Source organism: Bacteroides sp. AF29-11 (assembly GCF_003602895.1).
GTDB classification, from domain to species: domain Bacteria; phylum Bacteroidota; class Bacteroidia; order Bacteroidales; family Bacteroidaceae; genus Bacteroides; species Bacteroides uniformis.
Genome location: NZ_QTLY01000010.1, coordinates 175,865 through 197,789, shown reverse-complemented (window position 1 = coordinate 197,789; position 21,925 = coordinate 175,865). Strand labels below are relative to the sequence as shown.

The window sequence follows — 21,925 nt, the reverse complement described above, 5'->3', positions numbered from 1 at the left end:
GAGTTACGAGTTATAGAAATGAGAAGGGGCATGCGTTATTATGACGCATGCCCCTCATTTTTTGTAACCAGTAACTTGTAACAGGTAGCTCCTTGTAACTCGTAACTTCTGTAACTCGTATCTCCTATCCCTTATTCTCCGCCGAATTTCTTTACTTGCTCTGCAATCAGTTCCGCATCATCAAAGTAGTTTATCTTCATAGCCTTGCGTACATCGTCCAAGGTTGCGGCAGCGGTTTCCCTGGCAGTTTCGCAACCTTTCTTCAGCATGTCGTAGATGGCGGGGATGTCTTTTTCAAACTCCTTGCGGCGGTTGCGGATAGGCTCCAGTGTCTCCTGCATAATTTCGTTGAGGAACTTCTTCACTTTCATGTCGCCCAGACCGCCACGTTGGTAGTGGGCTTTCAGTTCGTCCAGATTCGGATATTCGGGCAGATAAAGGCCGAAGTGTTCCGGACGGCAAAAGGCATCCAGGTAAGTGAATACGGTGTTGCCTTCCAATTTTCCGGGGTCTTGCACACGCAGGTGGTCGGGGTCGGTATACATGCTCTTCACCTTCTTCTGCACCTCGTCGGCAGAGTCCGAAAGATAGATACAGTTGCCGAGGCTCTTGCTCATCTTGGCTTTGCCGTCCGTTCCCGGCAGGCGCAGGCAGGCTGCATTGTCGGGCAACAGGATTTCCGGTTCCACGAGGGTTTCACCATATATATAGTTGAAACGGCGTACGATTTCACGAGCTTGTTCAATCATCGGCTCCTGGTCTTCGCCCACGGGCACGGTAGTGGCGCGGAAGGCGGTAATGTCCGCTGCCTGGCTGATGGGGTAGGTGAAGAAACCTACGGGGATGCTTGTCTCGAAATTACGCATCTGGATTTCGGTCTTTACCGTCGGGTTGCGTTGCAGGCGGCTCACGGTCACCAGGTCCATATAGTAGAAGGTCAGTTCGCAGAGTTCCGGTATCTGGGATTGGATGAAGATAGTACTCTTCGTCGGGTCCAGTCCGCAAGCCAGGTAGTCCAATGCCACCTCGATGACGTTCTGGCGCACCTTTTCCGGGTTCTCCATATTGTCCGTCAGCGCTTGTGCGTCGGCGATGAAGATGAAAATCTTGTCGTATAAGCCGGAGTTTTGCAGTTCCACTCTTCTTCTCAATGAGCCTACATAGTGTCCTATGTGCAGGCGTCCTGTGGGGCGGTCGCCCGTAAGGATGATTTTTTCTTTTGCCATATTATGTATTTTTTAGTTTCTTCATTGTATAAAAGCCATTAAGACCGGCAAAGATACCTATAATTATCGAAACCTCAAGGGATGACGCTTTCTTTCCTTTTCACGTATACCTTATGGCTTCCGATGCCGCTTGTATCGATTCCGCTGCCGGGAGTATGTGCCCATTTGCGCAGTTCCACGGTGGCGGTGGAGCGGACGAGTCCGGTCAGTTGCCGGTAGATGCTGACAGTAAGGAAGGCGTGCTTGTCCAGATACTGATGCGCCAGAGCCAGACGTTGTTCGGGGGTGTATTTCTTCGACGAGTGTGCGGGTTTCCAGGAGGCACGTTCCAGTTCGCACCAATGGTTGGTTTCTCTAATCAAGGCCTTGTCCGTGCGGAAGTTCACGCCGCTTACGTAGATGCTCCGTGCATTTCGCTTCGTGCTGCTTTCTTGGGGCTGTTCGCGTTCTTTGTCGGGGTAGATGGACAGTGCGGGGGTGAATACGCCCAATCCTTCTATCTTCACCGAGCGTCCCATTCCCATTTCGTGGGCCAGGGCTTCGCCCAGCTCGCAGATAACTCCTTCGGTTACGCCTTTCGAGAATCCCGAGGTCATGGCGATGTATTCCGCCAGTTCGCGCGTGCCGGTCTGTCCGGTCATCACCATCTTGGGGTAGGTGATTGGTTCGCCCGTGCCTTGCAAGTCGGGCATTTCTTTCATTTGGTAGCGTGTGGTCATTGTTGCGTTCTCCTTTCTTTTCTTTCCTTCGTTGCAAAGTCCTTTTCCCTGCGGAGCAAAGTTCTTTTGGTGGCGGAGAAATCTTAGAATAAAGCCTTTATTCCAAGGAATAGAAATTTTATTTTTAAGAATAAAGGCTTTGTTTGTAGAAACAGAATCCTTGTTCTATTTTTGTATAGGCACAAAGGTAAGTTTCCGTGGCGAGAAAAGCAAGTTTTGGTGGGGAGAATCTTCATATTTATCCGCAAATGCCTTTACTGAGATATAGTCTTTCTTTTTTATATGGAATCGCATTTTTCGGAAAAAGATTTCGGTTGCGGGCGACGGCCGCTCTTCTATTATGGAGGATGACGTTTCTTTTATACAAAAAAATATGCCACAATTTGCTCTTTTCGTAAATAAGTCGTTACTTTGCACAAATTTTAAAGAGACTATGCAATCGCAGGAAATGAGAAGCAAATATAACCTCCGTTCGAATGAATTTCATTTGGGAGCCGTCAGTTTCTCTTTTTTCGAGAAAGATATTTTTAGTTCTTTGGTAATGCGTTAATCCTTTATTGGGTGACGCATTTTTTTTGTGAAATAGCTACAACTCGTAGTTCGTAGCTTGTAACTCGTAACTTAATAGACAACAAGAGAATATGGAAAAGAATTTAAAGAAAGTGCTTGTCTTGGGTTCTGGTGCGCTCAAGATTGGTCAGGCCGGAGAGTTTGACTATTCCGGTTCGCAGGCGCTGAAGGCGTTGCGCGAAGAAGGTATCGGTTCTGTTTTGGTAAACCCGAACATTGCTACTATCCAGACATCGGAAGGTATCGCCGATCAAGTTTATTTCTTGCCGGTAACTCCTTATTTCGTGGAAGAAATCATCAAGAAAGAACGTCCCGACGGCATTTTGCTGGCATTCGGCGGACAGACGGCGCTGAACTGCGGTACGGAACTCTATCAGAACGGAATTCTTCAGAAATATGGCGTGCGCGTGCTGGGTACTTCCGTTGAGGCGATTATGTACACCGAAGACCGTGACCTCTTTGTGAAGAAGCTGGACGAGATTCCGATGAAGACTCCGAAGAGCCACGCTGTGGAGAGCATGGAAGACGCACTGAAGGCAGCCCGCGAGATTGGCTACCCCGTGATGGTGCGCTCGGCTTATGCTCTGGGTGGACTGGGAAGCGGTATTTGTCCGGACGAGGAAGCCTTCATTAAATTGGCCGAAAGCTCTTTCACTTTCTCCAAGCAGATTCTGGTAGAAGAGTCTCTGAAGGGTTGGAAGGAAATTGAATTCGAGGTAATCCGCGATGCCAACGACCACTGCTTCACGGTGGCAAGCATGGAAAACTTCGACCCGCTGGGCATTCATACGGGTGAGTCCATCGTAGTGGCTCCCACTTGCTCATTGACCGACGAGCAGGTGAAAATGTTGCAGGAGCTCTCCACCAAATGTATCCGCCACCTGGGCATCGTGGGCGAATGTAACATCCAGTATGCGTTCAACGCCGAGACAAACGACTATCGTGTCATCGAGGTGAACGCCCGTCTGTCCCGTTCTTCCGCATTGGCTTCCAAGGCTACCGGTTATCCGCTGGCATTTGTGGCTGCCAAGATTGCGTTGGGCTATACGCTCGACCAAATCGGCGAGATGGGAACTCCCAACTCGGCATATGCAGCTCCGCAGCTTGACTACCTGATTTGCAAGATTCCGCGTTGGGACTTGACAAAGTTCGTAGGTGTCAGCCGCGAAATTGGCTCCAGCATGAAGTCGGTAGGCGAAATCATGTCTATCGGACGTTCCTTTGAAGAAATTATCCAGAAGGGCTTGCGTATGATTGGTCAGGGAATGCACGGATTCGTGGGCAATGAGGGAGTGGAGTTCGATGACTTGGATTACGAACTGTCACATCCTACCGACCTGCGCGTCTTTGCCATTGCCGAGGCTCTGGAAAAGGGATATGCCATCGACCGCATCTTTGAGCTGACCAAGATTGACCCCTGGTTCTTGGGCAAGCTGAAGAACATCGTAGACTACAAGCAGAAACTTTCCCAATATAATAAGGTGGAAGACATCCCCGCCGACGTGCTGCGCGAAGCCAAAGTGCTTGGCTTCTCCGACTTCCAGATTGCCCGCTTCGTGCTGAATCCGCAAGGCAATATGGAGAAGGAAAACCTTACCGTACGCGCCCGTCGTAAGGAGCTGGGCATCCTGCCCGCCGTGAAGCGCATCAATACGGTGGCTTCCGAACATCCGGAACTGACGAACTACCTCTACATGACGTATGCCGTTCAGGGTTATGATGTGAACTATTATAAGAATGAAAAATCAGTGGTTGTGCTTGGTTCGGGCGCTTACCGCATCGGTTCGTCTGTAGAGTTCGACTGGTGTTCGGTGAATGCCATCCAGACTGCCCGCAAGCTGGGCTACAAGTCCATCATGATTAACTATAACCCCGAAACCGTTTCTACGGACTACGACATGTGCGACCGTCTCTACTTCGACGAGCTCTCCTTCGAACGTGTGCTCGACGTTATCGACCTGGAGCAGCCGCGCGGTGTCATCGTGTCCGTGGGTGGACAAATTCCTAACAACCTGGCTATGAAGCTTCACCGCCAGTCAGTTCCCGTGTTGGGTACTTCCCCCATCTCCATCGACCGTGCCGAAAACCGTAACAAGTTCTCTGCCATGCTCGACCAGCTGGGCATCGACCAACCGGCTTGGCAGGAACTCACCAGCCTGGAAGATGTGAAAGGCTTTGTAGAGAAGGTGGGCTATCCGGTACTGGTGCGTCCGTCTTACGTACTCTCCGGTGCTGCGATGAACGTATGCTACGATGAAGAAGAACTGGAAAACTTCTTGAAGATGGCTGCTGAGGTATCTAAGGAATATCCGGTGGTGGTATCCCAGTTCTTGCAGAACACCAAGGAGATTGAGTTCGACGCTGTTGCCCAAAACGGTGAAGTGGTAGAATACGCCATCTCCGAGCACGTAGAGTTTGCCGGTGTACACTCCGGTGACGCTACGCTGGTATTCCCGGCACAGAAGATTTACTTTGCAACGGCACGCCGCATCAAGAAAATCAGCCGCCAGATTGCGAAGGAACTCAATATTTCCGGTCCTTTCAATATCCAGTTCCTGGCACGCAACAACGAGGTGAAGGTTATCGAGTGTAACCTCCGTGCATCGCGCAGCTTCCCGTTCGTATCCAAGGTGCTGAAGCGTAACTTCATCGAGACTGCTACCCGCATCATGCTGGACGCTCCCTATACACAACCGGACAAGTCGGCATTCGACATCGACCGTATCGGTGTGAAGGCAAGCCAGTTCTCCTTCTCCCGTCTGCACAAGGCAGACCCGGTATTGGGTGTGGACATGTCGTCTACGGGCGAGGTAGGCTGTATTGGCGACGACTTCTCCGAAGCATTGCTGAATGCCATGATTGCTACCGGATTCAGAATCCCCCGTCCCGAGAAGGGCGTGATGTTCTCCTCCGGAGCCATGAAGTCCAAGGTGGATTTGCTGGATGCCAGCCGCATGCTCTTTGCCAAAGGCTATAAGATTTATGCTACGGCAGGTACAGCCGCTTTCCTCAACGCCCATGGCGTGACGACGGAAGCCGTTTACTGGCCGGATGAACGCCCGGATGCGGAAAACAACGTGATGACGATGATTGCCGACCATGCCTTCGACCTGATTGTCAACATTCCGAAGAACCATACGAAACGCGAGCTGACCAATGGCTACAAGATTCGTCGCGGTGCCATCGACCACAACATTCCGTTGATTACCAATGCCCGCCTGGCAAGTGCCTTTATCGAGGCATTCTGCGAAATGAAGCTGGAAGATATCCAGATTAAGAGCTGGCAGGAGTACAAATAAATTGTTTGCTCTATAAACGATTGCAGGAGCGGAAAGCCGAAAGGTTTTCCGCTCTTTTGGTATACTGCGTTTATTTCCGTATTTTTGTTCGGGGCTGAGTCTCTGTATGAATCAAAAGAAGAAACAATATGAATGAAGTGGAAAAAATGCGTAGCTCCCAGTTGGCGGATATGTCCGTTCCGGAGATACAGGTGAAGTTCGAGCATGCCAAGCGCTTGCTGGCAAAAATGCGTGTGATGAGTACTTACGATGAGGATTACCGGAGCTTGCTGGAGGAGCTGGTACCGGGCATTCCCGCCACGTCCGTCATCTGTCCGCCGTTCCATTGCGACCATGGGGATGGTATCCGGCTGGGTGAGCATGTCTTTGTCAATGCCAATTGCACTTTCCTGGACGGGGGATATATCACGATTGGTGCCCATACGTTGGTCGGTCCATGCGTACAGATATACACTCCCCATCATCCGATGGATTATATCGAGCGTCGTACGGAAAAGGAATATGCCTATCCGGTGACGATAGGAGAGGATTGCTGGATTGGCGGCGGTGCCATTTTGTGTCCAGGCGTCACCATCGGCGACCGTTGTATCATCGGTGCGGGTAGTGTGGTGACGAAAGATATTCCATCCGATAGCATAGCCGTTGGTAATCCGGCAAAGGTCATCCGGAAAAATGAGGCAAAAAAGTGAACGTACTAAATGCTTGAGAAACAGAGCGTGTCGCTAAATGACTAAAAAAATATCGAAAAATATTATGCAAAAGTTTTGGTAATGTCAAAATAAGCTGTACCTTTGCATCGCTTTTGAAACGGAAGTGTACGGGCGTTTAGCTCAGCTGGTTCAGAGCATCTGCCTTACAAGCAGAGGGTCGGCGGTTCGAATCCGTCAACGCCCACACAAAATCCAAGCACTTTCGTTCATCAAAAGGGCGTTTAGCTCAGCTGGTTCAGAGCATCTGCCTTACAAGCAGAGGGTCGGCGGTTCGAATCCGTCAACGCCCACTGGAAATTTTCATTCGAAGGTGGTCTTGCAAGTGATTGTAAGGCCATTTTTTTATCCGTTAACTTCCTTTTCTTAAAATCTTTATCCTTTATGTCTTGTTACTCAGAAAAAAGCAGTAATTTTGCAGTCCGATAATTATCATCATAAATACGACGTATGAAACTTGATTTACTTACCGCAATCTCTCCGATTGACGGTCGATACAGAGGCAAAACGGATGTTTTGGCTGCCTATTTTTCAGAATTTGCACTGATTAAATACCGTGTACAAGTTGAAATAGAATACTTTATCACGCTGTGTGAGCTGCCTTTGCCGCAACTGAAAGGGGTGGATAAGGGCGTTTTCGAAACCTTGAGAAACATTTACCGTAACTTCTCCGAAGCCGACGCGCAACGCATCAAGGATATTGAGAGCGTGACGAACCATGATGTGAAGGCTGTGGAGTATTTCTTAAAAGAAGAGTTTGACAAGTTGGGTGGTATGGACGACTATAAGGAGTTCATCCATTTTGGCCTGACTTCACAAGATATCAACAATACGTCTGTTCCTTTGTCTGTAAAGGAGGCGTTGGAGCAGGTGTACTATCCTCAAATAGAGGAACTGATAGCGCAGCTCCGTGCTTATGCGGAAGAGTGGGCCGCTATCCCCATGCTTGCCAAGACACACGGACAACCGGCTTCGCCTACCCGTTTGGGCAAGGAGGTAATGGTGTTTGTCTACCGTCTGGAACGCCAGTTGGCAACGCTGAAGGCTTGTCCGGTGACAGCAAAGTTCGGTGGCGCTACGGGTAATTACAATGCCCATCATGTGGCTTATCCGGAATATGACTGGAAGGCATTCGGCAATAAGTTCGTTTCCGAAAAGCTTGGCTTGGAACGCGAGGAGTATACTACCCAGATATCCAATTACGATAATCTGTCTGCCATCTTTGATGCCATGAAGCGCATCAATACGGTGATGATTGATATGAACCGTGACTTCTGGCAATATATCTCTATGGAATATTTCAAGCAGAAGATTAAAGCCGGTGAGGTGGGCTCCAGCGCGATGCCGCACAAGGTGAACCCGATTGACTTTGAAAATGCGGAAGGAAACCTGGGCATGGCGAATGCTATTCTTGAGCACTTGGCGGTAAAACTGCCGGTTTCCCGTTTGCAGCGTGACTTGACGGACTCTACCGTGCTCCGCAATGTGGGTATGCCGTTCGGGCATATCATTATTGCCATACAAAGTTCTTTGAAGGGTTTGCGTAAGTTGCTGTTGAACGAACCGGCCATCTACCGTGACCTGGACAATTGCTGGAGCGTGGTGGCCGAGGCTATCCAGACCATTCTGCGCCGCGAGGCCTATCCGCATCCTTATGAAGCGTTGAAAGCGTTGACCCGTACCAATCAGGCCATTACGGAAGCGTCTATCAAGGAATTTATAGAGGGACTGAATGTAAGTGAAGAGATAAAGAAAGAATTGCGGGTGATTACCCCCCATACTTATACGGGAATTTAAGCAACCACAGAAGTGTACCGGAGGAATTTCAACTTTTTACTCCGGCAATTGTTATAGAAACATATAAAATTCAAGGTATAATAGAGACAATGAATGGCCGTGAGGCCAAGGTTTAATTTTATTCGAATAAAAAACAATGAGTACAGAAAACGAAACTTGGCGTGATGCTTCTTCCGCAGAGGAGAACTCAGGTGCCGGCCGCGATGGTAACCAATTTAACAAGGAAGGTGGCTACAGCCGTCCGTCTTACAACCGTGATAATGGCGACCGTCCTTATCGCCCCAGATTTAACAGTGAAAACGGGGACCGCCCGCAGCGTCCTTATAACAGTGACCGCCCTTATCGCCCGCGCTTTAATCCTGGTGCGGACAATGGTGACCGTCCGCAGCGTCCTCGTTACAATAACGATAATGGCGACCGTCCCTATCGTCCGCGCTATAACAGCGAAGGCGGCGACCGTCCGCAACGCCCTTATGGAAACAATTCGGGTGACCGTCCTTACCGTCCGCGCTATAACAGCGAAGGTGGCGACCGTCCGCAACGCCCTTATAATAGTGACCGTCCGCAGCGCCCGCGTTATGGCAATGAGGGTGGTGACCGTCCGCAACGTCCTTATAACGGCGACCGCTCCTACAACAGCGACCGTTCTTATAATACGGACCGTCCCTATCGTCCGCGCTACAACAGCGAAGATGGCGACCGTCCGCAGCGTCCTCGCTACAATAATGAGGGTGGTGACCGTCCTTATCGTCCACGCTTCAATTCGGGTGGTGGAAGACCTGGCGGATACGGCAACAGAGACAGCTATAGCCGTCCAGTCCGTCGTTCGGCCGATTATGACCCCAATGCTAAGTACAGCAAGAAGAAACAGATAGAATATAAGGAGCAGTTTGTGGACCCGAACGAGCCTATCCGCCTGAACAAATTCCTGGCCAATGCCGGTGTTTGCTCCCGTCGCGAGGCTGATGAATTCATCACTGCTGGAGTCGTTTCTGTAAACGGAGAGGTGGTAACGGAATTGGGAACCAAGATTAAGCGTGGCGATGAAGTGAAGTTCCACGACCAGACGGTCAGCATCGAACGTAAGATTTACGTCCTGCTGAACAAGCCGAAAGATACAGTGACTACTTCGGATGATCCCCAGGCACGTCGCACGGTGATGGATTTGGTGAAAGGCGCTTGCAACGAACGTATTTATCCGGTAGGTCGTCTGGACCGTAATACTACAGGTGTGTTGCTGCTGACAAATGATGGTGACCTGGCTTCCAAGCTGACGCATCCCAAGTATCTGAAGAAGAAGATATATCATGTGCATTTGGACAAGAGCCTGACAAAAGCCGATATGGAGCAGATTGCAGCCGGCATTCAACTGGATGATGGGGAAATCCATGCAGATGCCATCAGCTATACGGATGACTTCAAGAAAGATGATGTCGGTATTGAAATCCACTCCGGCAAGAATCGTATCGTGCGTCGTATCTTCGAATCGCTGGGATACAAGGTGATGAAACTGGACCGTGTGTATTTTGCCGGTTTAACCAAGAAAGGCCTGCGCCGCGGCGAATGGCGTTACCTCACGGAACAAGAGGTGAACTTCCTGCGCATGGGTTCTTTCGAGTAATATATAATAAGGTATAATAACTGTTTTATGGAAAAGATTAGTAGAACAAAGGTGGTTGACCTGCTGAAGCGTGAAGATTTTGGCGCTATGGTCAACGTGAAGGGCTGGGTTCGTACCCGCAGAGGTAGTAAGCAAGTAAACTTTATCGCGCTGAATGACGGTTCTACAATAAATAATGTGCAGATTGTAGTAGACTTGGGTAACTTCGATGAGGAGATGCTGAAAGAGATAACTACCGGTGCTTGTTTGAGTGTAAACGGGGTGCTGACGGAATCTGTCGGTTCCGGTCAGAAGGCCGAAGTGCAGGCCCGCGAAATCGAAGTGCTGGGAGCTTGCGATAACACGTATCCGTTGCAGAAGAAAGGTCATTCCATGGAGTTCCTCCGTGAGATAGCCCATCTGCGTCCCCGTACCAATACGTTCGGGGCTGTGTTCCGTATTCGTCATAATATGGCGATTGCCATCCACAAGTTCTTCCATGACAGAGGATTCTTCTATTTTCATACTCCGATTATCACGGCTTCCGACTGCGAAGGCGCAGGCCAGATGTTCCAGGTGACTACGAAGAACCTTTACGACTTGAAGAAAGATGAGAACGGTTCCATTATTTACGATGATGACTTCTTCGGAAAGCAGGCCAGCCTGACTGTTTCCGGACAGTTGGAAGGCGAACTTGCCGCTACTGCATTGGGAGCCATCTATACATTCGGTCCTACGTTCCGTGCCGAGAATTCCAATACTCCCCGCCACTTGGCAGAGTTCTGGATGATTGAGCCGGAAGTGGCGTTCAATGATATTACGGACAATATGGACCTGGCGGAAGATTTCATCAAATATTGTGTACAGTGGGCTTTGGACAACTGTGCCGACGATGTGAAGTTCCTCAATGACATGTTTGATAAGGGCTTGATTGAACGTCTGCAAGGTGTCTTGAAAGAAAGCTTCGTGCGCCTGCCTTATACGGAAGGTATCAAGATATTGGAAGAGGCTGTTGCCAAAGGGCATAAGTTTGAATTCCCGGTGTACTGGGGAGTTGACTTGGCTTCCGAACACGAGCGCTATCTGGTGGAAGACCACTTCAAGCGTCCGGTTATCCTGACTGACTATCCGAAGGAAATCAAAGCGTTCTATATGAAGCAGAACGAAGACGGCAAGACCGTGCGTGCCATGGATGTACTCTTCCCGAAGATTGGAGAAATCATTGGCGGTTCCGAACGTGAATCGGATTACAACAAGCTGATGACGCGCATTGACGAACTTCACATCCCGATGAAGGATATGTGGTGGTATCTCGATACCCGTAAGTTCGGTACATGTCCCCACTCCGGGTTCGGTTTAGGCTTTGAGCGCTTGCTGCTGTTCGTTACGGGCATGACGAATATCCGTGATGTCATACCGTTTCCGCGTACGCCGCGCAACGCCGAGTTCTAAGTTTCGGAATATACAAACTGGATAAAATCATCCGCACAAACATTCTGTTGTTTGTGCGGTTTTTTTATACCCAAAAATGTTATAATCTCAAAATAAATCTTTATATTTGTGTCTAGCGGAACGACATAACGTTAACCAACATCATACGAATATGAAACGGAACTATTTCTTTACCATGCTGGCAGCGGTGCTGCTTGCGGTAGCGGGAGCCAATGCGCAGGAGAGCGCAGAGTTTAGGCCTGCGGAACTGGCAGGAATTTGGCAGTTATGTCATTATGTGTCCGAAATCCCGGATGTTCCCGGGATATTGAAACCGAGTAATACCTTTAAAGTGCTGAGTGATGACGGCCGCATTGTCAACTTTACAATGATTCCTGGCAAGGATGCCATCATCACGGGGTATGGGACTTATCAGCAGCTGACGGATAATTCCTATAAGGAAAGTATTGAGAAAAACATCCATCTGCCCATGTTGGACCACAAAGACAATATATTGGAGTTTGAAATAGGGGACGACGGGGTAATGTACCTGAAGTATTTTATAGCTAAGGACTTGAATGGGAATGAACTGAATACATGGTTCCATGAAACATGGAAGCGGGTGGGCATGCCCGCGAAATTCCCCGAGGACCTTGTCCGTTGATATTTCTTTCTCTTTCCCGTTTCTTTCTCAATGCAGCTTTGAAGGTCTTCTATGACGGCATTGGCCGATGAAGGCCGCATCATAAAGAGTTGTTCTAGCGGAGATTCTTTCGTTTCTCCGCAGGATAACTTTGTCTGTTGTATATCAGCCAAGTGGCTCTCTAAAAAAAAGTGGAAAACTTTTGCCAGTTCTAAGAAAAACCGTACCTTTGCAAGCCGATTATTATCTCGAAAGGATAAGCATTTAATTCATAGCGAGTTAATCTTCCATTGTCCGGGATGACTGGCTTGCGGTGAAGAAAAACATTTTAGTAGTAACATTTTAAAAAACAATTAAGAGTGGATACTTTAAGTTACAAGACCATTTCTGCAAACAAAGCTACAGTGACTAAAGAATGGGTCATTGTTGACGCTACAGACCAGGTATTGGGCCGTCTGGGCGCAAAAGTTGCGAAACTGTTGAGAGGAAAGTATAAACCTAACTTTACCCCTCACGTAGATTGTGGCGATAATGTAATCATTATCAACGCCGACAAAGTAAAATTAACCGGTAACAAGTGGAATGACAAGGTATATCTGTCATATACAGGTTATCCCGGCGGCCAGAGAGAAATCACTCCTGCCCGTTTGCAGGCAAAACCGAACGGTGATGACAAGTTACTGAGAAAAGTAGTAAAGGGTATGTTGCCTAAGAACAAGTTGGGCGCAAAATTGCTGGGCAATATGTATGTATATGCCGGTAGCGAGCACAAACACGATGCTCAGAACCCGAAAATGATTGATATTAACATACTTAAATAAGAGATAATGGAAGTAGTAAATGCATTAGGCAGACGTAAAAGTGCAATTGCACGTATTTTCGTAAGCGAAGGTACCGGAAAGATTACTATTAATAAGAGAGACCTCGCAGAGTACTTTCCATCAAGCATTCTTCAGTATGTAGTTAAACAGCCGTTGAACAAGCTGGGTGTTGCTGAAAAGTACGATATCAAAGTGAACCTCTGCGGTGGTGGTTTCACTGGACAGTCTCAGGCTTTGCGTTTGGCAATTGCCCGCGCACTGGTGAAAATCAATGCTGAGGACAAGGCTGCTCTCCGTTCTGAAGGTTTCATGACTCGTGATCCTCGTTCTGTTGAACGTAAGAAACCGGGACAACCGAAAGCACGTCGTAGATTCCAGTTCAGTAAACGTTAAGAGTTGGAGAACGGTTGGGGCGGACAAGTTGCTTAATTCTCGACTTTCACCTCTCAACTCTCAACTGAAAAAGCGTTTAGTATCTAAACTACCGGGACTCTTCAGATTCAGACTACCCGGCGGTTGGTTTAGAAGAAACAAAAAAGAAAGTAAACGATTAATTTAAAAGAAAATGTCTAGAACAAATTTTGATACATTATTAGAAGCCGGTTGCCACTTCGGTCACTTGAAAAGAAAGTGGAACCCTGCAATGGCTCCTTACATCTTCATGGAGCGCAATGGTATTCACATCATTGACCTCAACAAGACGGTTGCTAAAATTGACGAAGCTGCTGAAGCTTTGAAGCAAATCGCTAAATCAGGAAAGAAAGTCCTGTTTGTTGCTACTAAAAAACAAGCTAAGCAGGTGGTTGCCGATAAGGCTGCATCTGTAAATATGCCTTATGTAATCGAGCGTTGGCCGGGTGGTATGTTGACTAACTTCCCGACTATCCGTAAGGCTGTCAAGAAGATGGCTACCATCGACAAGTTGACAAGCGACGGTACCTATTCAAACCTCTCCAAGAGAGAAATTCTTCAGATTTCACGTCAACGTGCAAAGTTGGACAAGACTTTGGGCTCTATCGCTGACCTGACTCGTCTGCCGTCTGCTCTGTTCGTTATCGACGTAATGAAGGAAAACATCGCAGTTCGTGAAGCTAACCGTCTGGGGATTCCCGTATTCGGTATCGTTGATACAAACTCCGATCCTACGAATATCGATTTCGTAATCCCGGCAAATGATGACGCTACTAAGTCAGTAGAAGTTATTCTTGATGCTTGCTGCGCTGCTATGCAGGAAGGTCTGGAAGAACGTAAGGCCGAAAAGGTAGACATGGAAGCTGCCGGTGAAGCTCCTGCCAACAAAGGTAAGAAGAAAGCTACAAAAGCAAGACTCGACAAGTCCGACGAGGAAGCAATCAATGCCGCTAAGGCTGCTGCTTTCATGAAGGAAGAAGAGGCTTAATCATACTGTTGAGAGTTGAGAATTGAAAGTTGAGAGTTACTTTACGGCAATTCTCAATTCTCTATTCTCAACTCTCAATTACTTTATAAGGATATTATTAACAATTAAAATAAAAAGATATTATGGCTGTAAGTATGGCTGATATAACCAAGCTCCGCAAGATGACCGGTGCTGGTATGATGGATTGCAAAAATGCTTTGACTGAAGCTGAAGGCGATTTCGACAAGGCAATGGAAATTATCCGTAAGAAGGGACAAGCTGTTGCAGCTAAGCGTTCAGATCGCGAGGCTTCTGAAGGCTGTGTGCTGGCTAAGACTACGGGTGACTTTGCCGTTATCATCGCTCTGAAGTGCGAAACTGACTTCGTGGCTCAGAATGCTGATTTCGTGAAATTGACTCAGGACATTCTGGACCTTGCCGTAGCTAACAAGTGCAAGACTCTGGACGAAGTAAAAGCTCTGCCGATGGGCAACGGTACTGTACAGGATGCTGTAACAGACCGTAGCGGTATCACTGGCGAGAAGATGGAGTTGGATGGTTACATGACTGTAGAAGGTGCAAGCACTGTGGTTTATAACCACATGAACAGAAATGGCCTCTGCACTATTGTTGCTTTCAACAAGGCTGTTGAAGAAGGACTGGCTAAGCAGATTGCCATGCAGATTGCTGCCATGAACCCGATTGCAGTAGACGAAGATGGCGTATCTGAAGAAATCAAGCAGAAGGAAATAGATGTTGCTATCGAGAAGACAAAAGCTGAACAGGTACAGAAGGCTGTTGAGGCCGCTTTGAAGAAGGCTGGTATCAACCCGGCTCACGTGGACAGCGAAGACCACATGGAAAGCAACATGGCCAAAGGTTGGATTACTGCTGAAGACGTGGCAAAGGCAAAGGAAATCATTGCTACTGTTTCTGCCGAGAAAGCTGCACATCTGCCTGAACAAATGATTCAGAATATTGCTAAGGGCCGTCTTGGCAAGTTCTTGAAAGAAGTTTGCTTGCTGAACCAGGAAGACATCATGGACGGCAAGAAGACAGTTAGAGAAGTCTTGAAAGAAGCTGATCCTGAATTGAAGGTTGTTGACTTCAAACGTTTTACTTTGCGCGCTGAATAATTCCGCTTAGAAACGATTCTATAAAAAGAAGTGGCCGTATATGGAGTTGAATTCCTAAACGGTCACTTTTTTATGCCTCTACAGTTGCAGTGAGACGGATGATGCGTTTATCCCACGGGCTTGGTTTGCGTGTATCCTTCTGCCTTCAGGAGGTCGATGACACGTTGTTTGAAGTCGCCTTGCACGATGATTTCTCCATCTTTGGCACTTCCGCCTACTCCACATTTACTTTTCAGCAATTTGCCCAGTTCTTTCAGATTATTGTCGGTGCCCACGAAACCGGTGACAAGAGTGACGACTTTGCCACCCCGGTTCTTGCGGTCCAGCTGTACACGCAGGCGTTGTTGTGCAGGGGGGAGGGTAGCTTGCTCCTCATCGTCATTCATCTCATAGTTGTAGTCCGGGTTGGTGGAATAGACTATATTCAACCGTTCTTTCCAATCATTATTCTTCATACTTCTTTCTTTTAAACTTCCCAAAAGTACGATATTATGTGGAATTATGCAATTAGAAATTATGTTAAGCTTTTGTTGCATCCGTGTTACTGATTAGAAAAAAAGCACTACTTTTGCCAATCGCAATATTGAGAACTTAAATAAGAAACTATGAGCAGTCCGTTACAGAAAAAAGAAACCATGAAGGTGCCGGAACCTACCTTGCGCCGGCTTCCGTGGTACCTTTCCAATGTAAAGTTGCTGAAACAAAAGGGGGAACGATTCGTATCATCCACCCAGATTTCCAAGGAAATCAATATTGATGCTTCACAAATTGCCAAAGACCTTTCGTATGTCAATATCTCGGGACGTACGCGTGTAGGCTATGAGGTGGACACACTGATAGCTGTGCTGGAGGATTTCCTGGGATTTACCAATATACACAAAGCCTTTCTGTTCGGTGTCGGAAGCTTGGGAGGTGCCTTGCTGCGCGACTCGGGTCTGAGCCATTTCGGTTTGGAGATAGTAGCTGCTTTCGATGTGAAGCCCGAACTGGTGGGTACGACACTGAGCGGCATCCCCATCTATCACTCGGACAAGTTCAAGCAGAAGATGCAGGAGTACGATGTCAATATAGGCGTGCTGACGGTACCTATCGAAATAGCCCAGCAGATAACGGATTCCATGGTAGAGGGCGGTATCAAGGCCGTATGGAACTTCACCCCGTTCCGTATCCGTGTTCCCGAGAACATTGTCGTGCAGAACACTTCCCTTTATGCCCATCTGGCCGTGATGTTTAACAGACTGAACTTTAATGAGATCAAGTAATGAAGATTATTGCTGTAGGAATGAACTATGCTCTGCACAACAAGGAGCTGGGACATACACACGAGAATAAGGAACCGGTTATTTTCTTGAAACCCGATTCGGCTATACTGAAAGATGGCAAACCTTTCTTTATCCCCGACTTTTCCAACGAGGTGCATTATGAGACGGAAGTAGTTGTGCGTATCTGTCGGCTGGGCAAGAACATTGCACCCCGCTTTGCGCACCGCTATTATGATGCAGTGACGGTAGGCATTGATTTCACTGCGCGTGACCTGCAACGTAAGTTCCGTGAAGCCGGTAATCCGTGGGAACTCTGCAAAGGTTTCGACAATTCGGCAGCCATCGGCACCTTCATCCCGTTGGAGCAGGCGGGTGGAGACGTGCAAAATCTGGACTTCCATCTGACGATTGATGATAAGGAGGTGCAACGCGGTCATACAGCGGACATGCTGTTCCGGGTAGATGAAATCATTGCTTATGTCAGCCGCTTCATGACCTTGAAAATCGGTGATTTGCTGTTTACGGGTACACCTGTGGGAGTAGGCCCTGTCAGCATCGGACAGCACTTGCAGGGCTATCTTGGAGAGGAGAAAGTGCTCGACTTCCATATCCGCTGATTATCTTCGTCTTGTTTTTTCTTGTTACCTCGCTTTTTTTCCGTACTTTCGTATCAACTTAAAGAAGTAATGATATGAAGATACGTGTAGGTTTCGGCTTTGACGTCCACCAGCTGGTGGCAGGACGCGAGCTTTGGCTAGGCGGCATTCGCTTGGGACATGAAAAGGGATTGTTGGGGCATTCGGATGCGGATGTGCTCATTCATACTATCTGTGACGCATTGCTGGGTGCGGCGAATATGCGCGACATCGGCTATCATTTTCCCGATACTGCCGGTGAGTTCAAGAACATAGACAGCAAGATTCTGCTGAAAAAAACAATAGAACTGATAGCTACCAAAGGTTATTCGGTGAGCAACATTGATGCCACCGTCTGTGCCGAACGTCCTAAGCTGAAAGCACATATTCCCGAAATGCAGCGCACGCTTGCCACTGTGATGGGCATAGACGAGGACGACATCTCCATCAAGGCCACTACCACGGAGAAACTCGGCTTTACGGGCAGAGAAGAAGGTATATCTGCCTATGCCACTGTGCTGATAGTGAAAGAATAATACTATGCTGAAATGATACCGACTAATTTTAATCATCCACTTATATGAAGAAAATCTCCTTAACCTTTTGTCTGGCATTTTTATCCTCCTTGTTCTGCCCGGCACAAGTATCGCCTTTACAGTTCAACAAGAATGGAGAGTTTAAAATCGTCCAGTTTACAGACATCCACTTTAAGTATGGTAATCCGGCTTCAGACATTGCTTTGAAGCGTATTGGCGAGGTGCTCGATGCTGAGCGCCCCGATTTAGTAGTCTTTACCGGCGATGTGGTCTATGCCGCACCTGCCGATACGGCCATGCGCAAGGTGCTTTCCTATGCTACGGACCGTAAGATTCCTTTTGTTGTAACTTTTGGTAACCACGACAACGAGCAGGGAAAAACACGTGCCGAACTTTATGATGTTATCCGTTCCATGCCTTTCAATATCCAGCCAGACCGTGGTGGAGTAGAATCTCCCGACTATGTCCTCACATTGAAATCCTCGGACGGCAAGAAGGATGCAGCCCTGCTTTACTGCCTGGATTCCCATTCCTACTCCAAACTGCCCGATGTAAAGGGATATGACTGGCTTACTTTTGACCAGGTGAACTGGTACCGTCAGCAGAGTGCCGCTTATAAGGCAAAGAACGGTGGGCAACCTTTGCCTGCACTGGCATTCTTCCATATTCCTCTGCCGGAATATAACGAAGCCGCTTCCGACGAGAACGCCATACTGATAGGTACCCGCATGGAAAAGGCTTGTGCTCCGGAACTGAATACGGGCATGTTCACTGCCATGAAAGAGGCCGGTGATGTGATGGGGATGTTTGTCGGGCACGATCATGACAACGATTATGCCGTAATGTGGAAAGGTATCCTGCTGGCTTATGGCCGTTTCACCGGTGGCAATACCGAGTACAACCATTTGTCCAACGGTGCACGTGTCATTTTGATGAAGGAAGGTGCCCGTACTTTCACCACCTGGATTCGTCTGAAAGGTGGCGAAATTATTGATAAGACGGTCTACCCCGACAGCTATATGAAGGACGATTGGCGTAAGCGTCCGTTGGTGACGGAATAAGGGTGAACTTAAAAAGAACGATATGGACAAGATAAGAACCGGATTAGCCGCTTACGGAATGTCGGGACGTGTTTTTCATGCTCCCTTCATCTCCACCAATCCTCATTTTGAATTGACTGCCGTCATGGAGCGCAGTAAGGAACTCTCCCGGGAGAAGTATCCCGACGCTTGTATTGTGCGGAGTTTTGAGGAACTTATCGGAGTGGAAGGGTTGGATTTGGTTGTCATCAACACACCGGACAGCACTCATTATGAGTATGCCCGCCGCGCCCTCGAAGCAGGTAAGCATGTGGTTGTGGAGAAGCCTTTCACCACCACTGTGGCAGAAGCTGAGGAACTTGTGGCATTTGCCGCAAGCCGGGGGCTGACCTTGAGCGTTTACCAGAACCGCCGGTGGGACTGCGATTTCCTGACAGTTAAGCAAATACTATCCAAAGGCTTGCTGGGACATCTGGTGGAGTTTGAATCTACCTTTCCCCGTTATCGTAATTTTATCAAGCCGAATACTTGGAAGGAAACCGGACAAGATGGCGGCGGCTTGACCTATAACCTGGGTGCTCACGTCATAGACCAGGCTGTGCAGCTGTTCGGTATGCCCGAAGCCGTCTTTGCAGATATTGCCACGTTGCGCAAGGACAGCAAGGTAGACGACTATTTCATCATCCATTTGTTACGTCCCTCAAAGGCGCCCGAAGTGAAGATAACGCTGAAATCCAGCTATCTGATGTGTGCGAGCGAACCCCGTTTCGTCCTCCACGGCAGGGAAGGTTCTTACGTAAAATATGGTTTCGACCCGCAGGAAGCTGCCTTGACCGAGGGCGTATTGCCCGGCACTCCGCACTGGGGCGAGGAGGACAAATCCTCTTGGGGACTGCTTTATACGGAAAAGGACGGTAGAATCGTGCATGAACCTTATCCAAGTCTTCCCGGTGATTATGCAGCTTTTTATGAGAATATCTATCGGCATATCCACCACGGCAAACCTTTGCAGAGCGATGCCCGGGAGGTGGTCGGAGTCATCCGCTTGATAGAAGCAGCCTGGGAAAGCAGCCGTATGCAGTGTGTGGTTCGTATCTGATCCTTTACCCGGTAGGGACGTGTAACTTCACATGTGTCAGCCGGGTATATTTGGTGCTTCCTATCATATAGGTACGTGCTATGCGTGCCGATGCTATTTCCATGATTTCCCCTACTTGGTAGGCATGTTCCACGGCAGGCAGTTGGCATGATTTCCGGCTTGCCGTGCGTGCGTTCATCCGGATGCTGACGAAGTTGCCGACGGAGTCTTTCAGTTTCAACACTTGGCGTACGTAGAAATAAGGAGTGGTTCCTTTGAGCTGCGTCTTGTAGGGGTTGTCTTCCAGTCGCACGCTGAGTACGGTCAGTGTCAGGTTCTCCACTTTTTCCCCTTCCTTCCCCAGAAAACGTCCACCGGTGGTTTGGTACGTTTTTCTTCGTTGTATGTCGAGATGGACTGAATGGTAAATCTTGGCAATCTGTACGAAACGTTCCTGCTTGGGGATGCGTGGCTGGAATTTGAAGGCTATCCACGTAAGATAGGCAGGGTCTATACGGAGAATTTCGTGCAGGAAATGCCCGTGGTATTTGCCTATGGAGATAATGTCGTCCCCTTTGCTCTGCATTCTTTTGGCATTGTACTCCACAAGCAACAGGCTGCGCGGTGAGTAGAAGCATAGCGTGCTTGCCATCCGCAGCGTTTCGTGAATGTCGGTGGAAAGGTCGCAAATGTAGAAGATGGACTGTCTCCCGGGCAGTGGAGAGTAAATCCACAAAGTATATTGGAGATGCTCCGGCCGGGGCAGTACGATAAGATAGGCGCCTACTTCCTTATAAGAGGCTCTCCCTTGATTGTATGCATTCAGTTTACTATACAATAAGTCTTGTTCAGTCTGCGGTATACCGGGTATGATTGGATTTGCCATAGCTCGGAATAATTTATTCCAAATATACATTTTTGGAATGAAAGAAACAAGGGGAAGCCAAGAAATATCAGAAGCGTACCATCAATTCCAATACTACTTTGTCTTGTTCCGACTCCTTCGCTATGCTGTTTTTGGCATAGAAGTATTTCTCGTAATTCAACCGGAGGTCTGTGCGGAATGCTTTGCTGAGGCTGAAGGTGATGCCGCCTGTCAGGCGTTGGCGTTTGTAGTCGGTCACTGTCAGCCTGCCGGTTTCTTCATCGGTGGTTTTGGCGTCGCTCTGGTCGGTCATCATGTCGTAGCGTAGCAGGAAAGACATTTGGTTGAATACTTTTCGTAGCGGCAGGTCGTAGTTGATGAAAGTGTTGACGGCGTGTACATCTTTGAAAGCGTTGTCGGAATATTGCTTGTACAAATATTCGCCTTCGATATGGAAACGGCCGGTTTCATAGTAGGCACCGATGTCGTAGGATTGCATACGTACTTCTTCCGGCTGGATGCTCTGCACGCTCAGTGCCAGGTTCAGTCCTTTGGTGAAGAGAAATTGGGCTTTGGCGGAGTAGTTCACTTCCTTGTGCCATTCTTTCTGGTTAGTCAGTCCGGAACCGTTGAAAAGTCCTCCTTCCACAGTGATAGGTACATCGGTAGGCAGGGTATATCCTACTGTGAACCCCACGTCCCGTACATTGCCCACTTGCTTGGCGATGAACGAGCGGTTGGGGAAGTATTGCTGGTGCGGTGAGCGGTGGGCGTCGATGGTGAAGGGGACGCGCATTTGTCCGGCGGTGACTGTCAGTCCTTTTGTTGGGAAAAGCCGGGCGTAGGCATCCAGCATCTTGATTTGACCTTCGTCGGAGAGGTCTATCTCGGCTTTGTAGGCTACGCTGGGCAATACGTTACCCGTCACGCTGACGCGGGCATTGCGTACTTCGAAACGTCCTGCACCCATGGTGGTCTGATATTCGTATTTGGCGCGGATGGTTCCGTGGACTTCCGGCAGGTAGTCTTTGGTTTCCATCTTCTCCTTTTCAATCTTTTTTCCGTCCTCGTTGATGGAGGGCGTTTGGGCAATTGCGGCCAACGGTAGCAGGGCAATCAGTACTGTCAATGCACTTTTTTTCATAATCTGTTGTTGTCGAATGATTTGTCGGCGACAAAGTT

At 48.4% G+C, this 21,925-nt stretch carries 20 protein-coding genes and 2 tRNA genes; 17 read left to right on the top strand and 5 right to left on the bottom strand.

Translation table 11 applies throughout. From position 1 onward, the window contains the following. Positions 1-131: 131 nt before the first annotated feature. Together trpS and DWZ03_RS17605 are read right to left on the bottom strand one after the other, a co-directional pair. Positions 132-1,226: a tryptophan--tRNA ligase gene (gene trpS / locus DWZ03_RS17610; RefSeq protein ID WP_005829577.1), complete on the bottom strand. Its 1,095-nt coding sequence runs from the start codon at positions 1,224-1,226 to the stop codon at positions 132-134. 74 nt (positions 1,227-1,300) lie between these two features. Beyond that, the gene (locus DWZ03_RS17605) at positions 1,301-1,945 is read right to left on the bottom strand and encodes an HU family DNA-binding protein (protein WP_022401787.1); all 645 of its coding nucleotides are present in this window, start codon (positions 1,943-1,945) and stop codon (positions 1,301-1,303) included. Positions 1,946-2,586: 641 nt separating this feature from the next. On the opposite strand from DWZ03_RS17605, the gene carB reads away from it, so the two are divergent. The 12 genes from carB to tsf all read left to right on the top strand — a co-directional run bounded on the left by carB (position 2,587) and on the right by tsf (position 15,327). After that, on the top strand, positions 2,587-5,814 hold the full coding sequence (gene carB / locus DWZ03_RS17590; RefSeq protein ID WP_005829587.1) for a carbamoyl-phosphate synthase (glutamine-hydrolyzing) large subunit: 3,228 nt from the start codon (positions 2,587-2,589) through the stop codon (positions 5,812-5,814). 128 nt (positions 5,815-5,942) lie between these two features. Continuing rightward, complete coding sequence (locus DWZ03_RS17585; protein WP_016274434.1) at positions 5,943-6,503, top strand: sugar O-acetyltransferase; 561 nt, start codon at positions 5,943-5,945, stop codon at positions 6,501-6,503. Positions 6,504-6,633: 130 nt separating this feature from the next. Continuing rightward, positions 6,634-6,708: transfer RNA gene (locus DWZ03_RS17580), tRNA-Val, on the top strand. A gap of 31 nt (positions 6,709-6,739) precedes the next feature. Then, a tRNA-Val gene (locus tag DWZ03_RS17575) sits at positions 6,740-6,814 on the top strand. A 157-nt stretch (positions 6,815-6,971) separates the two neighbouring features. After that, positions 6,972-8,318 carry an adenylosuccinate lyase gene (gene purB / locus DWZ03_RS17570; protein WP_005829591.1) on the top strand — a complete coding sequence of 449 codons (1,347 nt, stop codon included), beginning with the start codon at positions 6,972-6,974 and terminating at the stop codon, positions 8,316-8,318. Between the two features lie 136 nt (positions 8,319-8,454). Further along, complete coding sequence (locus DWZ03_RS17565; protein ID WP_120130467.1) at positions 8,455-9,939, top strand: pseudouridine synthase; 1,485 nt, start codon at positions 8,455-8,457, stop codon at positions 9,937-9,939. A gap of 27 nt (positions 9,940-9,966) precedes the next feature. Continuing rightward, positions 9,967-11,370, top strand: coding sequence for an asparagine--tRNA ligase (asnS, locus tag DWZ03_RS17560; protein WP_117965166.1), 1,404 nt, complete (start codon positions 9,967-9,969; stop codon positions 11,368-11,370). A 151-nt stretch (positions 11,371-11,521) separates the two neighbouring features. Then, positions 11,522-12,013 carry a DUF4488 domain-containing protein gene (locus tag DWZ03_RS17555; RefSeq protein WP_005829599.1) on the top strand — a complete coding sequence of 164 codons (492 nt, stop codon included), beginning with the start codon at positions 11,522-11,524 and terminating at the stop codon, positions 12,011-12,013. A 338-nt stretch (positions 12,014-12,351) separates the two neighbouring features. After that, the gene (gene rplM, locus DWZ03_RS17550; protein ID WP_117600785.1) at positions 12,352-12,813 is read left to right on the top strand and encodes a 50S ribosomal protein L13; all 462 of its coding nucleotides are present in this window, start codon (positions 12,352-12,354) and stop codon (positions 12,811-12,813) included. 6 nt (positions 12,814-12,819) lie between these two features. Beyond that, positions 12,820-13,206, top strand: coding sequence for a 30S ribosomal protein S9 (gene rpsI, locus DWZ03_RS17545; protein ID WP_005829603.1), 387 nt, complete (start codon positions 12,820-12,822; stop codon positions 13,204-13,206). A 172-nt stretch (positions 13,207-13,378) separates the two neighbouring features. Continuing rightward, positions 13,379-14,212, top strand: coding sequence for a 30S ribosomal protein S2 (gene rpsB, locus DWZ03_RS17540; protein WP_005829604.1), 834 nt, complete (start codon positions 13,379-13,381; stop codon positions 14,210-14,212). Positions 14,213-14,334: 122 nt separating this feature from the next. Next, positions 14,335-15,327 (top strand): translation elongation factor Ts, encoded by a 993-nt coding sequence (gene tsf, locus DWZ03_RS17535; protein WP_005829605.1) that lies wholly within the window; start codon positions 14,335-14,337, stop codon positions 15,325-15,327. Between the two features lie 107 nt (positions 15,328-15,434). Here tsf and DWZ03_RS17530 read toward each other — a convergent pair whose 3' ends face one another. Then, positions 15,435-15,782, bottom strand: coding sequence for a translation initiation factor (locus tag DWZ03_RS17530; RefSeq protein ID WP_005833443.1), 348 nt, complete (start codon positions 15,780-15,782; stop codon positions 15,435-15,437). A 150-nt stretch (positions 15,783-15,932) separates the two neighbouring features. On the opposite strand from DWZ03_RS17530, the gene DWZ03_RS17525 reads away from it, so the two are divergent. The 5 genes from DWZ03_RS17525 to DWZ03_RS17505 all read left to right on the top strand — a co-directional run bounded on the left by DWZ03_RS17525 (position 15,933) and on the right by DWZ03_RS17505 (position 19,899). Then, positions 15,933-16,589 carry a redox-sensing transcriptional repressor Rex gene (locus DWZ03_RS17525; protein ID WP_016274430.1) on the top strand — a complete coding sequence of 219 codons (657 nt, stop codon included), beginning with the start codon at positions 15,933-15,935 and terminating at the stop codon, positions 16,587-16,589. Continuing rightward, the gene (locus DWZ03_RS17520; protein WP_009037830.1) at positions 16,589-17,206 is read left to right on the top strand and encodes a fumarylacetoacetate hydrolase family protein; all 618 of its coding nucleotides are present in this window, start codon (positions 16,589-16,591) and stop codon (positions 17,204-17,206) included. The genes DWZ03_RS17525 and DWZ03_RS17520 overlap by 1 nt, the downstream gene beginning before the upstream one ends. 74 nt (positions 17,207-17,280) lie before the next feature. Then, positions 17,281-17,760, top strand: a complete 480-nt coding sequence (ispF, locus tag DWZ03_RS17515; RefSeq protein WP_035450125.1) for a 2-C-methyl-D-erythritol 2,4-cyclodiphosphate synthase — start codon at positions 17,281-17,283, stop codon at positions 17,758-17,760. A gap of 44 nt (positions 17,761-17,804) precedes the next feature. Further along, entirely contained in the window at positions 17,805-18,821 is a 1,017-nt protein-coding gene (locus DWZ03_RS17510) for a metallophosphoesterase family protein (protein WP_120130466.1), read from the top strand. Between the two features lie 22 nt (positions 18,822-18,843). Further along, positions 18,844-19,899: a Gfo/Idh/MocA family oxidoreductase gene (locus DWZ03_RS17505; protein WP_117600790.1), complete on the top strand. Its 1,056-nt coding sequence runs from the start codon at positions 18,844-18,846 to the stop codon at positions 19,897-19,899. A 4-nt stretch (positions 19,900-19,903) separates the two neighbouring features. Here the strand turns inward: DWZ03_RS17505 and DWZ03_RS17500 are convergent, their stop codons facing one another. Then, complete coding sequence (locus tag DWZ03_RS17500) at positions 19,904-20,764, bottom strand: hypothetical protein (RefSeq protein ID WP_117600791.1); 861 nt, start codon at positions 20,762-20,764, stop codon at positions 19,904-19,906. Between the two features lie 67 nt (positions 20,765-20,831). Continuing rightward, on the bottom strand, positions 20,832-21,887 hold the full coding sequence (locus DWZ03_RS17495) for a porin (RefSeq protein WP_117600792.1): 1,056 nt from the start codon (positions 21,885-21,887) through the stop codon (positions 20,832-20,834). Between the last annotated feature and the right edge of the window lie 38 nt (positions 21,888-21,925).

Coding starts and splice junctions, on each gene's coding strand:
- rpsI (WP_005829603.1), top strand. CDS start 12,820: ATGGAAGTAGTAAATGCATTAGGCAGACGTAAAAGTGCAATTGCACGT.
- rpsB (WP_005829604.1), top strand. CDS start 13,379: ATGTCTAGAACAAATTTTGATACATTATTAGAAGCCGGTTGCCACTTC.
- DWZ03_RS17520 (WP_009037830.1), top strand. CDS start 16,589: ATGAAGATTATTGCTGTAGGAATGAACTATGCTCTGCACAACAAGGAG.
- DWZ03_RS17530 (WP_005833443.1), bottom strand. CDS start 15,782: ATGAAGAATAATGATTGGAAAGAACGGTTGAATATAGTCTATTCCACC.
- DWZ03_RS17565 (WP_120130467.1), top strand. CDS start 8,455: ATGAGTACAGAAAACGAAACTTGGCGTGATGCTTCTTCCGCAGAGGAG.
- DWZ03_RS17510 (WP_120130466.1), top strand. CDS start 17,805: ATGAAGAAAATCTCCTTAACCTTTTGTCTGGCATTTTTATCCTCCTTG.
- DWZ03_RS17525 (WP_016274430.1), top strand. CDS start 15,933: ATGAGCAGTCCGTTACAGAAAAAAGAAACCATGAAGGTGCCGGAACCT.
- tsf (WP_005829605.1), top strand. CDS start 14,335: ATGGCTGTAAGTATGGCTGATATAACCAAGCTCCGCAAGATGACCGGT.
- DWZ03_RS17555 (WP_005829599.1), top strand. CDS start 11,522: ATGAAACGGAACTATTTCTTTACCATGCTGGCAGCGGTGCTGCTTGCG.
- DWZ03_RS17500 (WP_117600791.1), bottom strand. CDS start 20,764: ATGGCAAATCCAATCATACCCGGTATACCGCAGACTGAACAAGACTTA.
- purB (WP_005829591.1), top strand. CDS start 6,972: ATGAAACTTGATTTACTTACCGCAATCTCTCCGATTGACGGTCGATAC.
- trpS (WP_005829577.1), bottom strand. CDS start 1,226: ATGGCAAAAGAAAAAATCATCCTTACGGGCGACCGCCCCACAGGACGC.
- DWZ03_RS17605 (WP_022401787.1), bottom strand. CDS start 1,945: ATGACCACACGCTACCAAATGAAAGAAATGCCCGACTTGCAAGGCACG.
- asnS (WP_117965166.1), top strand. CDS start 9,967: ATGGAAAAGATTAGTAGAACAAAGGTGGTTGACCTGCTGAAGCGTGAA.
- DWZ03_RS17585 (WP_016274434.1), top strand. CDS start 5,943: ATGAATGAAGTGGAAAAAATGCGTAGCTCCCAGTTGGCGGATATGTCC.
- DWZ03_RS17495 (WP_117600792.1), bottom strand. CDS start 21,887: ATGAAAAAAAGTGCATTGACAGTACTGATTGCCCTGCTACCGTTGGCC.
- carB (WP_005829587.1), top strand. CDS start 2,587: ATGGAAAAGAATTTAAAGAAAGTGCTTGTCTTGGGTTCTGGTGCGCTC.
- DWZ03_RS17505 (WP_117600790.1), top strand. CDS start 18,844: ATGGACAAGATAAGAACCGGATTAGCCGCTTACGGAATGTCGGGACGT.
- ispF (WP_035450125.1), top strand. CDS start 17,281: ATGAAGATACGTGTAGGTTTCGGCTTTGACGTCCACCAGCTGGTGGCA.